Source organism: Shewanella sp. JNE2 (assembly GCF_023159115.1).
Lineage (GTDB): Bacteria > Pseudomonadota > Gammaproteobacteria > Enterobacterales > Shewanellaceae > Shewanella > Shewanella putrefaciens.
On record NZ_CP096169.1, the window covers coordinates 566,378 to 581,790 of the forward strand.

The 15,413-nt window shown below is 46.3% G+C and carries 11 protein-coding genes and 1 pseudogene; 7 read left to right on the top strand and 5 right to left on the bottom strand.

The window, feature by feature from the left end; genetic code table 11:
- The first annotated feature begins 234 nt into the window (after window positions 1–234).
- Entirely contained in the window at window positions 235–702 is a 468-nt protein-coding gene (locus MZ182_RS02625; RefSeq protein ID WP_025008676.1) for an MgtC/SapB family protein, read from the top strand.
- Between the two features lie 148 nt (window positions 703–850).
- On the opposite strand, the gene MZ182_RS02630 is transcribed toward MZ182_RS02625, so the two are convergent.
- Together MZ182_RS02630 and yjgA are read right to left on the bottom strand one after the other, a co-directional pair.
- On the bottom strand, window positions 851–3,373 hold the full coding sequence (locus MZ182_RS02630) for an Ig-like domain-containing protein (RefSeq protein WP_248069422.1): 2,523 nt from the start codon (window positions 3,371–3,373) through the stop codon (window positions 851–853).
- Between the two features lie 29 nt (window positions 3,374–3,402).
- Window positions 3,403–3,939 carry a ribosome biogenesis factor YjgA gene (yjgA, locus tag MZ182_RS02635; RefSeq protein WP_011790819.1) on the bottom strand — a complete coding sequence of 179 codons (537 nt, stop codon included), beginning with the start codon at window positions 3,937–3,939 and terminating at the stop codon, window positions 3,403–3,405.
- Between the two features lie 186 nt (window positions 3,940–4,125).
- Here yjgA and pmbA point away from each other — a divergent pair, with 186 nt between their 5' ends.
- Window positions 4,126–5,469, top strand: coding sequence for a metalloprotease PmbA (gene pmbA / locus MZ182_RS02640; RefSeq protein WP_248069431.1), 1,344 nt, complete (start codon window positions 4,126–4,128; stop codon window positions 5,467–5,469).
- 176 nt (window positions 5,470–5,645) lie between these two features.
- Here pmbA and MZ182_RS02645 read toward each other — a convergent pair whose 3' ends face one another.
- Both MZ182_RS02645 and MZ182_RS02650 read right to left on the bottom strand, forming a co-directional pair.
- Window positions 5,646–7,772, bottom strand: coding sequence for a TonB-dependent receptor (locus MZ182_RS02645; protein WP_082785931.1), 2,127 nt, complete (start codon window positions 7,770–7,772; stop codon window positions 5,646–5,648).
- Between the two features lie 180 nt (window positions 7,773–7,952).
- A complete protein-coding gene (locus tag MZ182_RS02650; protein ID WP_248069433.1) occupies window positions 7,953–8,801 on the bottom strand; it encodes a substrate-binding periplasmic protein in 849 nt (282 codons plus the stop codon).
- Window positions 8,802–9,051: 250 nt separating this feature from the next.
- Here MZ182_RS02650 and MZ182_RS02655 point away from each other — a divergent pair, with 250 nt between their 5' ends.
- Entirely contained in the window at window positions 9,052–9,276 is a 225-nt protein-coding gene (locus MZ182_RS02655) for a ribosome alternative rescue factor ArfA (RefSeq protein WP_014609781.1), read from the top strand.
- Window positions 9,277–9,484: 208 nt separating this feature from the next.
- Window positions 9,485–10,888 (top strand): annotated as a pseudogene (gene fumC / locus MZ182_RS02660) (class II fumarate hydratase).
- A gap of 98 nt (window positions 10,889–10,986) precedes the next feature.
- Here the strand turns inward: fumC and rimO are convergent.
- Window positions 10,987–12,405 (bottom strand): 30S ribosomal protein S12 methylthiotransferase RimO, encoded by a 1,419-nt coding sequence (gene rimO / locus MZ182_RS02670; protein ID WP_248069435.1) that lies wholly within the window; start codon window positions 12,403–12,405, stop codon window positions 10,987–10,989.
- Window positions 12,406–12,786: 381 nt separating this feature from the next.
- Between rimO and MZ182_RS02675 the strand changes: the two genes are divergently transcribed.
- The 3 genes from MZ182_RS02675 (at window position 12,787) to MZ182_RS02685 (ending at window position 15,412) form a co-directional block, all read left to right on the top strand.
- Complete coding sequence (locus MZ182_RS02675) at window positions 12,787–13,500, top strand: oxidative stress defense protein (protein WP_248069437.1); 714 nt, start codon at window positions 12,787–12,789, stop codon at window positions 13,498–13,500.
- A gap of 203 nt (window positions 13,501–13,703) precedes the next feature.
- Window positions 13,704–14,480, top strand: coding sequence for an EAL domain-containing protein (locus MZ182_RS02680; RefSeq protein ID WP_011790811.1), 777 nt, complete (start codon window positions 13,704–13,706; stop codon window positions 14,478–14,480).
- Window positions 14,481–14,620: 140 nt separating this feature from the next.
- On the top strand, window positions 14,621–15,412 hold the full coding sequence (locus MZ182_RS02685) for a class I SAM-dependent DNA methyltransferase (protein WP_248069439.1): 792 nt from the start codon (window positions 14,621–14,623) through the stop codon (window positions 15,410–15,412).
- Window position 15,413: the final 1 nt, after the last annotated feature.

The window sequence follows — 15,413 nt, forward strand, 5'->3', positions numbered from 1 at the left end:
CCTTTATCGATTCTTATTGAGTTGATGGGCTGTGTCTGTTCGATAGCGAACCATCCACTGGACTGTATCTGCATCACCATATGCCGTTTTTTTGTTCAGTTCGACAACGCACCGACGCTGTGATTTGTATCCTTCAGACTGGTTGTGGAACGCCTGTTTTGTCGCAGCTAAAGGTCGATAAGCAGAGCTTGACTAGGATTTTTAGACTCACTTTTAAACTCTGTAAAAAGGCCTATGAACCTAATACCTGATCTTGAATTGAGTGTTGCCGCACTGCATGTACGCGATTTATTGTTTGCCTTTATTCTGGCCCTGCCGATCGGTTGGGACCGTGAAAAGCGTGAACGTACGGCGGGCTTACGCACCTTTCCGCTGGTCGCGGTTGCCGCATGCGGATATATGCTGGTTGGTATTGAGGTACTGAGCTCAACGGATGCAGAAGCCCGTGTGATGCAAGGTATCATCACAGGGATAGGGTTTATTGGTGGCGGTGCCATTCTTAAAAATGCGGTGAAAGGTGAAGGTGTTGTTTCAGGTACAGCAACAGCAGCAAGCCTGTGGTTAACAGGAGCTATCGGAATATCGGTCGCCACTGGCCGCCTCGAAATTGCGCTGGTGCTCAGTGCCATGACGTTCTTTACCTTGAGGCTGATGAGTCCTGCTAAAGCGAGCGTGGGAGATCAAGAGGATAAACAAGAGTAGCAGAGAGTTTACAGAAGGCATTGGAAAGCAAGAGGAAAAGCCAGAGGATACACCTCTTGCGTGTTTTTTCTTAGCCCCAATGATAGGTCATCTGGAGCTAAAAAAAGACCCGCATTGGCGGGTCTTTGTTTTACGGATACATTACCGACTATTGCAGCAATATATTGAACTTAAGCAAGGTTTCAACACCACTTGGTGTATTCACTGTTAGTACCACTTGGCTGCTAGCGGTTCCAGTATTCTTGAGGAAAAAGTCCGTCATACCAGCATTAGCATTATTCGTTTTAGGGACAGTATAGGTTGTTGATAGTAATTCCCCTTTATCCGCACCGATATTAAGCGTTGTGCTCGAGGGCATAATTTGATCGGCACTATCGTAGAATTTTACGGTAAATTTAGCCGTTTTCCCGGCAGGGATTGCAGTTAATGCGTCAAGATTATTGAGAATATTTTGACCTTGGCGATCTTCATATACTTTGACACCATCTTGCCATAGGCTGAAATAGGCTGTTGAACCTGACATTACCATCACGGTTGCTTTGCGAACATAAGTCTTGTTGGCTTGGCCTGTGCCACACAGTGCGCCTTGACATTGAGGGCCGTTAAACTTGCCATCGGCGCCTTTATAGGTGCTGCTGGCGAGGTTATCGAAATAGCGTTCACCACTGTCATAGGCAAAGTTTTCGTTATCATCGCGAAAGGCTGTCGGCAGATCGCTAAAGCCTGAGTTGTGGAAGGTTTCTACATCTAAGCCGTTACCACTGCAAGCCACAGGAACGCCATTTATCAAGCAAGCTTTTGCAATGGCGCTACCATCGGCCGAATCAAATTGGTTGTTACCATTGGTGTCGAAAAAGGTTTCGTGACCTAAAGCGTAGGCTAATACTGTTATGCGATGGTCTTGAGGTCTTGGATCGCTTGATGTCCAAGTCACACTGCAGACACCATTTTGAGTTAAGCAGCTTGGCTCTATTTGGCCGCCTTCACTGGTGAAGTTAACTGTTGTGTCATTGGGCGCAGGGTTGCCAAAACTATCAGACAGTCTTGCGGTCACTGTGACTTTTTCGCCATCAATGTTACCCGCTTCAGGATTGGCATTACTGGTCGCTAAACTAAATCCAAGCTGTTGTGGCAGACCCGTATTCACGGTTAATTGTTCAGATTGGCTAGTGATGACTTCTTTAGTATCAGTATCAACCGCAGTAGCGACTACGCGCACTGGCGTGGGGACGGTACCGGATAATACCCGTACACTGGCGATACCTTGGGAGTTAGTCAGGCTTTGCGCATTCGCAGTGCCATTGGCAAAACTTAAACCACCGACAACCGTATCTAAGGTAAAGCTGACCTCTTGCTGCGCTGCGGGTTGACCATTGGCGCTGGTGACTTTAAAGCTGACTAAAGAGGATTCGCTTGAACCCGTACCGCCCGCACCTTTGATGCGAATTTGAGTGGGTTCCGCCGATTCAAAACTTAAGCTAGCCAGCGTTTGGCGTTGTAGGGTAAAAGGTAGGCTAGCCGTTAAGGTTTGATTGCCCGCAACTGTGGTGGCGATGATTTGATCGTTACGCTCGCTATTGCCGCTGCAACTTGTGTCTTGGAAGGTCGAACTGGCATTACCCGATAGGGTGGTAACGGGGGTATCGAGAGTTGCACTATTGTTTGTGGTGCAATCTGAACTAAAGCTGATGGAAGCCGGTGTTTGTACTCGCGTAATTGTGCCGTCATTGGCCTCTAAGACTAAACTTGCGCTTACGCCAAAGCTGCCACCTGCGCTGATCTTATATACGCCCTTGGCATCGGCCGTTAAGGTGCTTGCTAATTTGCCTTCGGTAAACACTGTGCCATTGAATGAGCCGAGTTTTAGCGTACCTTCTTGGTTGACGGCATCTTTACTCAACACTTCATACAGGCTACTGGTTTGCAGCGATTGACCTTGATAATCCACAGTGACCGTTAAGGCGTTTGCCCCTAATTCACTGCCACTTGGCGTGTAGGTCACCTGCGCAATACCTTGATTGTTGGTTAGCGCACTGGCTGGATTGAGCGTTGCCGAACCTGCAGTAAAGGTCACTTTAGCGCCTTCGATACCCTTACTTTCGCTATCGAGCAATATGGCTTGCAGTTGCACCGCCTCATCGACTTTAAAGCGAGTGACTAAGGCCGAACTGCTTAAAATACTGGCGCTGAGTTTAGGGGTGGTCGGAGAGGTATTATCGCCCGTGCTTAAAAACTCAAAATTGCGGCTAGCGGTGAGTGCTGTTGTGGAATCTTTTGGGATGGTTGTTGCCGAAATTGTTCCAGCATTGATGAGTAAATCTGGATTACTCACGATAATAATGGCTTCACCGTTATTGTCGGTTAGCTTGCTGCTGGGCGTTAATACACCAAGGTCAGTCGTAAAGTCGACTTTCTGATTACTGACTGCGGCTGAGCTTTTCTTTAACTTCGCGACTGCGCAAAACCCTGTGTCTTTAGGGAAATGTTGGAGTGACGTCAAACTGCCGCATTCAGAACCCGATAAGGTTTTAAAGTCGATAGACAGTTTATAGATACCGTCAGTGGCATCTGTGCCGCCATTATCTTCATCGGCGGCGCCATTACAACCACTGAGCGCTAATGCGCCCAGTAACACCCAAGAAAATACCGCTAACATTTTGCTGAGTCGCATAAGCAACATCCTTGTGAGGCTGAAGTTAATTAGTCTTGGATTTCGCTGCGTAGATATTTAAACAGCTCTTTAGATGATTTTGATTCTGGACTTTTAGCCAGCTCTTTAGTCGCTTGACGCACCAAAGTACGCAGTTTTTGTCTGTCTAATTGCGGATAGTGCTCGACTAAGGTTTGAATTTCATCGTCACCTTGGGTTAACAAACGCTCACGCATTTTCTCAAACATCTGCAGTTTAGCGGTTTCGTTGTTGTTTTTGTTTAACACAACAGCGAGAGCAGCTTTGATCGGTTCAATATCAAAATTGCGCATCAATTTGCCGATATACTGCATATGGCGACGGTACGCCTCAGTATTGACCTTGATTTTGCGCGTTTGCAAAATAGCGTCGTACAAAAACTCATCCAGCTCGATTTTATCTAGCTGAGTCTTGCTCAGTGAAACAAGCTCCATACCGACTTTTTGCACGGCTTCGCTATCACGCTTGTCCGATGTTTTGCTGCTGACATAATCTTCATCAATGTCGTAGGGCTGTTTAAAATGCTCTGAATCACCAACTATCTTCATATAGATAAAACCTCAAGTAAAAATCTTGCTAATAATAACATCTCCAGCCAAAAATCGCCTAGGTGAATGTGCTTATAGTGCGGGTCATCAGTCTCATTTTGCTACTGATATGACGTTAATAATTAATGTGAATGGGTTTTGTGTTTGTTATGCTAGCGCCATTGCCGACAACGAAAGAGTAGCTTTGTGTCTTTGAACAGAATTGATAGTGAATTGGGCGCGCTGAAAGATGCGGTTGCCGTGGCACTCGAATATGCCAACAAACTAGGAACGAACGCGGCCGAAGTGGCGATCAGCAAACAACAGGGATTATCGGTTTCTACCCGTTTAAAAGAAGTTGAAACCGTTGAATTTAATAAAGATGGTGCCTTAGGAATTACGGTTTACCGCGATGGTTGCAAGGGCAGTTCATCAACGTCGGATTTAAGCCCTGAGGCCATTGCCTTAGCGGTGAAAGCGGCCGACGATATCGCCCGTTATACTTCTCCCGATCCATTCAGTGGCCTTGCCGATAACGCCTTGATGGCAAATCAGATCCGCGATCTTAAGCTCTATTATCCTGAAGATATTTCCCCCGAGGAATTAGCGAAGCTTGCCATCCGCGCCGAAACTGCGGCACTCGATGCCGATCCTCGTATCAATAATTCCGATGGCGCCAGTGCCAATGCGCACACCGCGGTTAAAGTGTATGGCAACAGCCATGGCTTTTTAAACGGTTATTGCAGCTCACGGTATAGTTTGAGTTGCAGCGTGATCGGTGAAGATAGCGAAGGCAATATGCAACGGGATTACGATTACACTATCGCCCGTAAATTCAGTGAGATGCTTGCGCCAGAAACCGTAGGGTTAAAGACCGCCGAGAAGACGGTGAGCCGTTTAGGTGCGCGCAAGATTGCCACGACACGTTTACCTATTTTATTGGCTCCTGAGATAGCAACTGGCTTAATTGGTCACTTAATTGGTGCCATCAGTGGCGGCAGTTTATACCGTAAATCCAGCTTCTTATTGGATGCAATCCACACACAAATCTTCCCCGATTGGTTCAGTATCGAAGAGCAGCCGCATTTACTGGGCGCATTGGCGAGTGCGAACTACGATAGCGAAGGCGTGGCGACCCAAGATAGACGCATTATCGACCGCGGCATGTTAGAAACCTATTTGTTGACTAGCTACTCGGCGCGAAAATTAGGTTTGCCGAACACGGGTCATGCGGGCGGTATCTACAATTGGACGCTTGGCCACACGGGCCAAACTTTCGACCAACTAGTTAAAGACATGGGCACAGGTTTGATTGTGACCGAAGTCATGGGCCAAGGCGTGAACATGGTCACGGGGGATTATTCCCGTGGTGCGGCGGGCTTCTATGTTGAAAACGGCGAGATCCAATATCCAGTGGAAGAGATCACTATCGCGGGCAACTTGAAAGAGATGTTCCGTGGCGTACAAGCCGTGAGTAAGGATTTTGATTTGCGCTCATCGATTCGTACCGGCGGTATCTTGTTATCTGAAATGAAGATTGCAGGTAACTAATGCGCACAGATGCGCATCTGTGCGCAGTGAGTTGGGCACTGAGTGCTTTAGGTTTTAATATCCATATTTAAGCTACTGAATTAAAATAACAAAGGGCAAGCGATTAACTATTTAATCTGCTTGCCCTTTTTGTATAACGCGCTGATTACGGCTATTCGTCTAATGAACCGCTAAGGTTAAAACGCATAGCTTGCGCTGAGTTCAAATGAGCGTCCCGCGCCAGCCACCTGATTAAAGCCATTGGTATTATCGGCCTTAAATTCAGCCACACTCACGCCGCCCAGTGGCAACGCATAATAGGTATCAAACAGGTTATTGACGGCGAAGGTGACGGTCAGATCTTGCCATTTCATGCTGCTGTTCAAATTGAGCAAGGAGTAGCTGTCAGTTTCATTTTCAAGGCGGCGGTCATCGACGCGATCTTTGGTCGCAACCCATTGCCATGAAAGACTGTTTTCCCAGTTACCTAACTGATGTTGCAGTGCCAGTTCCGTTTGTAGCGGCTTGATTTGATATAAAGGTTCATCACCTTCATCTCGCTCGCCACGGGTGACATTCACTTTGCCTAACACTTGCCACTTACCTGTGCTGGTTTCGGCAAACTGATAGAGCGCATTAAAACGTGCGCCATAGAGATTGGCATCGAGGTTAGTAAATTGGAGAATATTGCGTTTGCCATCAGGCGTGTTGGTACGATTAAAGCTACCAATGACTTCGGCATCGACATAGTCAGTCACAGCTGTGTACCAAGCCGTGGTCGAGACTTGCCAGCTATCATCGTTATATTTGTAGGCTGCGCTTAAGGTATGGGCGGTTTCTGGTTTAAGATCCGGATTACCCACATAACCATTACCATCACCATACCAACCTATCATAGTGGTCGCCATAGTGCCGCGGCCCCAGCTGTAACGCTCATAAAGGTTTGGAGCACGATTTTTACGGGCGAGTCCAAATTCCAGTTGTTGATTGGTCGATAATTGATAACGCGCTAGTAATGTCGCATCGATAAGATTATCGTCTCTACTTCTGTCCATTGCATTAAAGGCTTTTGCCGCTTCGGCGTCGACATTGGGCATGCCCATCATAGAGCTAGGGCTATAAGCTTGGACTTCACCGGTATTGGTGGTGACATACTCAAAGCGAATACCCGCCGATAACCACCAGCTTTGACTTAAATCTTGCTGCCATTCGCCATAAACGGCGGCACGGCGGCGTTCACCATCGTTGATGTTGATGTAGTCATTGGGCGCCATCATAGTGCCAGGCACCGCAGGCCAAACATCGTCGAGCTGGTAGCTATAGTATTCTTGGCCGACCAGTAAGGTGCTGTCATCACCCATTGGCAAGCGCCAGTGTAGTTGATAGCTGTAGTCATCACCTTCAGTGTTCATTGGCATCTTGCCGGTTTTTTCTGGGGTGAAAAAGCCCATCTCGTGTTTCACGCCGTGCCAGTTTACTTGGGCACTGAATTCACCGTCATCGTCGAGTTTAAGTTGATAACGGGCGAGGGCACCGTAACTCTTGTTATCCGTCATATCCATGTATTGGTTAGCAAAACCTTGGAATGGAATATTTTGGTGGGTCAATTTGATGGCAACTTCTTGAGTCTCATCGCGCCATGCGGCGGTCAGTGCATGGTTTTGTGCGCGGTACAGGGTATCGATGACTTTATCGCCATTGCCATCTTTATAGCTGTTGGCATCTTCATAGGCGCCTTGATAGCTAAGACTGACATTTTTGCTGGCGACTGTGGCGTTGGTGCCGAGTAATAAAGTGTCACTCACGCTACGGTATCCAGTTGAAATATCGCCACTATTCCACTTGATAGCCTCGCTTTCACCAAATTTAGGGTTAAGGCTGCTAACCTTGATCACACCCGCAATATTGTCGCCACCGGCACTGACTGGCGATACGCCCGCAATGACTTCGGCCGTGGTGATTTGATTGGCGGAGATATAGGACAGCGGTGGATTCATTTGGTTTGCGCAGGAGGCGGTAATGTCTGCGCCATCGACCAGCACTTTGATGCGATCGCCCATCATGCCATTGAGGATAGGTAGGGCCGATACGCCGCCCGCTTCAGAAAAATCAACACCTTGTTCTTTAAGTCTATTTTCTGCTGAGCCTAGGATGTTTCGGGGCTCACTTTGCTGACCATGGACTTGGATATGTTCAATATTAGCGACTTCGCTATCATCTGCCATTGCCTGTGTTATAGGGGCAATTCCTAGCGCAATCGCAAGGGATGAATAGAGTATTGAGGTGTTAAAGGCGTGAGATAAATACGCAGAATTTGCAGCCATTTTATTGTCTTCCATTCACTTGGATAATTGCGCTGCATTATAAAGATTATCTCATTGTGGTAGGTGCGGCATATTGTCGCATACCTTATAAAATAAAGACTTAAGTAAAGTAAGCCCCATTTATCATTTTATTTAGATATGCAAATAGCTTGTTTGGGTATAGAGGTCTGTCTTGAGCTATTAGCCAAAGTAGTGGAAGTAAATTTGCTCTGTTTCTCCACCCGAGTCCATAGCTGCCAGTGCTTTGGCAAATTCATAGGCTTTAGACTGAGGTGATAACAATATGGGGCTGTTATCAGGGCTTAGCGGTTTATCGCTGCGATAGTGGGGATTGGGTTCGCTGCGAAAATATTGACTGTTTTTTGAGAAACCTAAATACATTTCTTGTGGGATTTCACAGCAGGTATAGTGCAGTTTAAACCGAGTTTTATCACGATTTCGCAAGTAGTAGCTGATAGTGGCTTGATCATAGATAAATATATCACCCTGATTTGACAATAAATAATCTAATGCTCTCGATACATCTAGCTCTGGAGGCTTACGTACCTGCATATTGTTTGCTAAACCACCAAAATCATAACTGCCTGGAGCAATTAAGAGAGTTAGGCCGCTTTGGGATAACTGCTCTTTAGAGCGAATATCTGCGGCTCCCGAACGACTAATGCCTATGGCACGTTCCGACAGACCATTAGGGATAAAAAGCGCATATTCTGCACGTTCTTCAGTAAAATTAAGGCCGGGGTAAAAGTCGATATTGCCAAGTTTTATATCCCGTAAAATACGTAATTTAGGCGCACGAACAATATTAAGCTTGCAACCTATTTTTTCTGCGGCAGCTTGGTAGATATCCTGATATAGCCCGTTATTACTGGGTTCTCCTTCAATAAAGGGAAGGCGTTCGCTGGTGCGATATCCCATAGTGAGTACGCAGGATTCGGCGCTGGAAAAGGCATAGCTTAATATCGGTTGTAGGGCAATAAATAAGCAAAAAGCGGTAAGTCCTATTTTGTATATGGATCCGGATTTCATATTGATCTCCTTATCTAGCGATTACATCAGTAATCTATTTGCCAAAACATGATGGCTAAATTCAACGGTGACTGTTTATGCTTTGTTGGGCTAATGTGTTATTTTTGTTGAGGTAATCTATCATACTTTTAGGTGGGTAAAAGCCATTTTTTAGGGTAGATAGCACAAACTCTGTACATCTGATTAGATTGCGCTATAGTTTGCGCCGTTAGGCCATGGGCTTAACTTTCATTAAGCAGTGAGGAATAAAATGACTAAGCAAAAACCGCAAAATGTAACTTTAGAACACGAAAGTGGTCGAGGCACCATTACCGATAATGCACTCAAAGCCTTAGTGACGAGTCCCTTGTTTAGGACCCGCACCGAGAAAGCGAAAAAGGGCAAAGGGTCATATGACCGTAAAGCAGCAAACCGAAAGGGGCATCAGCATAAGGGCGATGCCCCTTTCGACTTTTTAGGTCTGCGCTTTTGTTAATCTGCTTTTTTACGGCCTCAGTTCGCTGTTTTAGTTTGTTGTTTTAGTGCTCGTTAATCCAGTCTATTCATGCTCTTCCATCTGTCCTTACGCCAATCTTTACGCTTAAATCAGCTTTATTATTGATACTCCTTGTTGGAGGTTAATTGTACTTTCGCCCTGAGCGAGTATGGTGAACGCTTAGAGGGTTTTAGCGAAGGAGATGCACATGGCACAGCAATATCGAGTTGAACACGACACTATGGGTGAGGTGAAAGTCCCCGCCGATTGTTATTGGGGCGCACAAACTGAGCGTTCGCGGCAGCACTTTCGTATTGGTGCTGAGGCATCTATGCCTGTCGAAGTGATCCATGCTTTTGGCTATTTAAAAAAGGCCGCCGCCATCACCAATCAACAGCTTGGCGTCTTGCATCAAGATAAAGCCCAACTGATTGCCCAAGTGTGCGATGAGCTGATTGCAGGTGAACTCGATGCGCAATTTCCTTTGGTGATTTGGTAAACGGGCTCGGGCACGCAAACCAATATGAACGTCAATGAGGTGATCGCCTATCGCGGCCATGTGCTCTCGGGCGGGCAACTCACCGATGCGGTTAAATGCTTGCACCCTAATGACGATGTTAACCGCTCGCAATCCTCCAACGATACCTTTCCCACCGCCATGCATATTGCCGCCTATCGCCAAGCGGTGGAACTGGTTTTGCCCTGCATGAAGTCATTGCAGCAGAGCTTGCAGAAGAAGGCCGAGGAGTTTGCGCACCTAGTTAAAATCGGTCGCACGCATTTTATGGATGCGACGCCGTTAACCTTAGGCCAAGAGTTTTCGGGTTACGCCGCGCAGTTAAGTCATGCCATCGAAGGCATTGAGCACAGTCTCAAGCGTGTAGCTGAGCTAGCCTTAGGTGCGACCGCCGTCGGCACTGGGCTGAATACACACAAGGATTACGCCGTTAAGGTGGCGGACAATATCGCAAAACTCACGGGTTTGCCCTTTGTGACGGCGCCGAATAAGTTTGCTGCCCTTGCTGCCCACGATGAATTGGTCGCTCTGTCGGCGGCCTATAAAGTGGCGGCGGTAGGTTTAATGAAGATCGCAAATGATATTAGGATGTTAGGTTCTGGCCCGCGCTGCGGCATCGGTGAGTTATTACTGCCTGAAAATGAACCCGGTTCGTCAATCATGCCGGGAAAAGTCAATCCGACTCAGGTCGAGGCTATGACTATGGTGTGTGCGCAAATCATGGGTAATGATGTCGCCGTTGGGATTGGCGGCAGCAATGGTCAGTTTGAGCTCAATGTGTTTAAGCCGATGATTATCGCCAATGTGCTGCAATCGGGGCGCTTATTGGGGGATGCTTGCCAGTCGTTTAAGGATCACTGTGTGGTCGGCATAGCGGCGAACGAGCCGCAGATTGCTCAGCATCTGGAAAACTCACTTATGTTAGTCACAGCGCTGAATCAACATATCGGCTATGAAAAGGCCGCTAAGATAGCCAAAAAAGCCCATAGCGAGCATAAGACGCTGCGCCAAGCGGCATTAGAGCTGGAGTTTGTGACGGCGGAAGAATTCGATCTGTGGGTCAATGCCAATAAGATGCTAGGGCCAGATGCCTAGTGAAGGTAGAAAGCAGGGCGGGCTTCGCCCTGCTAGGCCGCTGCAAAAGGCGCAGCTGCGAGAATCTAGGCTCTAAAACCTAGAACCTAGAATCTCGCTTAATCTTGAGTGTCAGCGTCGACTACTTCGGCCCACAGATCGTGTTCATCTGAATGGGTGATGCGGGCACGAACCAACATACCGGGCTCAAGTTCAGTTTCACCATTGATAAACACCATGCCGTCGATTTCAGGTGCATCGGCGAAGCTGCGGCCAATGGCGCCTTCTTCATCTACATCATCAATCAGAATATCTAAGGTGCGGCCAACGAAACGGGCTAAACGCTCGGCGCTGATCTCGGCTTGGACTTCCATAAATCTGTGGTATCTGTCTTCTTTCACTTCTTCGCTGATAAGCTCAGCGATGGTGTTGGCTACAGCGCCATCCACTTCAGAATACTTAAAGCAACCTACGCGATCAAGACGAGCTTCTTTTAAGAAATCGAGCAGGATTTGGAAATCCTCTTCGGTTTCACCTGGGAAGCCGACGATGAAGGTCGAGCGGATCACTAGATCTGGGCAGATTTCACGCCAGCGTTGAATCGCTTCTAACTGACGGTCAACACGGCCTGGACGCTTCATCATCTTCAGGATACGTGGGCTAGCATGCTGCATTGGAATATCCAAATACGGCAGGATTAAACCTTCGGCCATTAGCGGGATCAAATCGTCAACCCATGGGTAGGGATAGATGTAATGCAGACGCACCCAAGCGCCCATTTTACCCAGTTGGCGCGCTAGGCTAGTAATGTCTTGCTTGACTGGCATGCCGTCCCAAAAATCGGTACGACCGCCTTTGTCTTTGCCGTAGGCCGAGGTGTCTTGGCTGACGACTAAAATTTCTTGTACGCCTGATTCCACTAAACGCTTAGCTTCATCTAGGATGCTGCCCGCTGGGCGGCTGTCGAGATCGCCACGTAGTGAAGGAATAATGCAGAAAGTACAACGGTTGTCGCAACCTTCTGAAATCTTTAAATAAGCGTAATGCTTAGGCGTTAACTTAACCCCAGTTTGTGGGATTAACGAGGTGAAAGGGTTGTGCTCTGGCTTAGGCACGTATTTGTGAACGTGCTTTAACACCGCTTCATAGCTGTGTGGGCCAGTGATTTCTAATACATCTGGATGCACTTCGCGGATTTGGTTCTCTTTGGCGCCAAGGCAGCCAGTGACGATCACTTTGCCGTTTTCTTCTAAGGCTTCACGTACAGCGTCCAGAGATTCTTCCACCGCAGCATCGATAAAGCCGCAGGTATTGACGATAACTAAGTCTGCATTGTCGTAGCTGTTAGTCACTTCGTAGCCGTCGATGCGTAACTGAGTCAGAATACGCTCTGAATCCACGAGGTTTTTTGGGCAGCCCAAAGACACGAAACCGATGCGATTCCCAGTGGTCACAGCATTAGTGCTTGTTGCTTCTAATGTTTTTGCTGGGGTATCAAGCGTGGTCGTTTGCTTGGGTTTAAACGTTTCAACTGTCATGGTTTCTCGCTGAGATATAAGCTACCTTAAAAAAGTTGGCGGATTATACCTGAAGTGATTAAAAGGTACAGTAGCTTTGGCTGAAAAATGTACAACCAAGGCGTTGAATATGCCAGTTAACCCAAAGGCCTATTCTGGGTGTGGACATAGGAAGATAAGCCAACGATCTGCGGTAAAACTCATCGGGATAAAAAGATCTAAACATTTTTCAGAAAAATTAACCCTTTTTAAATTTCAGCGCGTTTATCAGTGCAAGGTTCTAGCTTCTAGCAGGGTTACATATTGACACAGGTATTTGTCTCTTTAAGTGATAGCTTAGATAGTCAGTTTAGATAGTCGAGAATATTCAGTTTTATTTATCTTAAATTTTTGGAGTAAGTTATGAAAAATTCTCTTTTAGCGGTATTGGTGGCGGGTGGTCTTTTTTCTAGCGCGTTTATGGCGCCAGCAGTGCTCGCCGCTGAGGTCGATTTTCCGCATATTGAAACCATGGGTGTGAGCCAAATCCAAGTCGAACCCGATATGGCGGATTTAAATGTGGAAGTGGCCGTGACAGAAAAAACCGCTAAAGCCGCTAAGGATAATTCCGATGCGGCAGTGGCTAAGTTTATTGCTCGCTTAACGGCTGCTGGTGTAGCAAAGGATCAAATCCAAAGCGCCAATTTAAATCTGCAGCCGCAATATGTGTATGTGCAGGATAAAGCGCCAGAATTGACGGGTTATACCGCCAGTCGCCAAATTACTGTGACGGTGACAGACTTAAGCCGCTTAAATGCTATCTTAGATTCGGCCTTAGAAGAGGGGATGAATCGGGTGAATAACATTGCCCTTAAGTCGAGCAAAGAAGCAGAATATGTTGCAAAAGCACGTCAAGAGGCGATAGCGGATGCTAAGCAAAAAGCCGAATCTTTGGCTAAAGGTTTTGGTGAAAACCTCGGTAAAATTTGGCAGATCCGTTATTACGATCAACGCCCTGTGCAACCTGTTATGTTACGCATGAGCGCCAAAGCCGATGCCATAGGCGCCGCCGAGAGCTATCAATACGGCCAAGTAAGCATCGAAGATAGAGTCGAAGTGATTTATAAACTGAAGTAAATCAGTCAGAGGCATATGGTGATGGATGAAGCTCCTATTGGGATTCATCCATTTTTTATGCCGTTTACAATCGTTTTATATTTTTGGAAATAGCATTCTTCACTCTATATGTGATGGATTTTATTAGGATGATGAACAGTAAAAACTGGCAAATTTAAGCATTTATCCTCACACTAGTAAGGTTAATGTTTAGGAGGCCGTTTATGGATTTTCCCGCTCGAATAAAGCAACAAACTTGCATGGATTGCTTAAGTGGTAAGTCATTAGGCTTTGAAATCCGAATGGCATTTCAACCTATTATCCATTGGCCTAGTCGTGAAATTAGCGGTTATGAAGCCCTTGTTCGAGGCCCAAATGGAGAAGGTGCTGCGTGGGTGTTTGAGCGGATTAATGAAGATAATAAATACTATTTTGATCAGGCTTGCCGTGTTAAAGCGATAGAAACCGCTTCAAAGCTGGGACTCGATAAAATGCTCAGCATCAACTTTTTACCTAATGCCGTATATAACCCTGAGACCTGTATCCGCGCGACGATTGAAGCTGCAGATCTTTATGGTTTTGATATTCATAAAATCATGTTTGAAATGACTGAGGGCGAGCAAATTGTCGATCGGGCAAAATTAATGCGTATTTTCGAGAGCTATGCTAAGCGTGGCTTTATCACGGCAATCGATGATTTTGGCAGTGGCTTTGCCGATTTAAGCTGGCTCGAAGCTCTTCTTCCAAAAGTATTAAAACTCGATATGACCTTGATCCGAGATATCGATCTAGACAAAGAAAAGCAGTTAGCCGTGGATGAAATACTGCGTATTTGTTTAGAGCTTAATACAAGAGTTTTGGCTGAAGGCATTGAGACTGAAGCCGAACTTAATTATCTCGCTGGAATAGGGATTGAGTATTTTCAAGGTTATTATTTTGCCAAACCACAACTCGAATATTTGAGTTCCTATGAAGAGCTGAGCTTTCACGCCCCAAAGTAAATGGTTAGGTGGATTGATATCGTTGCACGATTAGAGTGATAACACGTGCTGAGACTCGATGGATAATTCTTTGTTTCTGATATCGGCTAACTGATATATCATGCGCCACCTAAAATTGCCCTTGTTACCTATTCGCTACTATGTCTTCCAACGCGCTCTATACCGATTTATCCGGTTATTACGATTTAATGTGTTCCGATATCAACTACCAGCAACAGAGCGCGAGTATCCATCGTCTGCATCAGTTCCTCGGCAATAATGGTAAGCAACATCTTGATTTAGCCTGTGGCACTGGTCCACATGTGCGGCATTTTATCGACCTTGGTTATCAGTGTAGTGGCCTTGATATTAATCAGCCTATGCTAGACATGGCCATGCGTCGTTGCCCTGAAGCTCAGTTTAACCTCCAAGATATGACGGCTTTTTATTTAGAAGAGCGCGTCGATTTGATTACCTGTTTTTTATACTCCATCCATTACAGTGCTTGCATCGAACGCCTTAAAAGCTGTATCGCCAGTGTGCATAGCGCACTTAATGATGGTGGGCTGTTTTGTTTTAATACGGTTGATAAGCACAGAATCGATAACACAAGCTCGATTAAGCATTTTGCCGAGTTTGAGGGTAACCACTTCGCCTTTGAATCTGGTTGGCATTACAGCGGACAAGGTGAGAAACAGTCGCTAACGCTCAGTATTGAGAAGAGTAATCAACCTTTCAGTCGGTTCACTGATGTAGAGTTTAATGCCGAGGAAAGCCAGCGCCAAACAGAATTATGGCAGGATCAACATGCCATGGTTGCCACCAGTTTTGCTGAGCTACAGGAACTGTTAGCCCCCTATTTTGAAGTGCATATTTTTGAACATGACTATGAAAAAATTATTCCATGGGATTTAAATTCGGGTAATGCCTTATTTGTCTGTGTGAAGATTTGAC

Coding starts and splice junctions, on each gene's coding strand:
- yjgA (WP_011790819.1), bottom strand. CDS start 3,939: ATGAAGATAGTTGGTGATTCAGAGCATTTTAAACAGCCCTACGACATT.
- MZ182_RS02655 (WP_014609781.1), top strand. CDS start 9,052: ATGACTAAGCAAAAACCGCAAAATGTAACTTTAGAACACGAAAGTGGT.
- MZ182_RS02650 (WP_248069433.1), bottom strand. CDS start 8,801: ATGAAATCCGGATCCATATACAAAATAGGACTTACCGCTTTTTGCTTA.
- MZ182_RS02675 (WP_248069437.1), top strand. CDS start 12,787: ATGAAAAATTCTCTTTTAGCGGTATTGGTGGCGGGTGGTCTTTTTTCT.
- MZ182_RS02630 (WP_248069422.1), bottom strand. CDS start 3,373: ATGCGACTCAGCAAAATGTTAGCGGTATTTTCTTGGGTGTTACTGGGC.
- MZ182_RS02645 (WP_082785931.1), bottom strand. CDS start 7,772: ATGGCTGCAAATTCTGCGTATTTATCTCACGCCTTTAACACCTCAATA.
- MZ182_RS02625 (WP_025008676.1), top strand. CDS start 235: ATGAACCTAATACCTGATCTTGAATTGAGTGTTGCCGCACTGCATGTA.
- MZ182_RS02685 (WP_248069439.1), top strand. CDS start 14,621: ATGTCTTCCAACGCGCTCTATACCGATTTATCCGGTTATTACGATTTA.
- rimO (WP_248069435.1), bottom strand. CDS start 12,405: ATGACAGTTGAAACGTTTAAACCCAAGCAAACGACCACGCTTGATACC.
- MZ182_RS02680 (WP_011790811.1), top strand. CDS start 13,704: ATGGATTTTCCCGCTCGAATAAAGCAACAAACTTGCATGGATTGCTTA.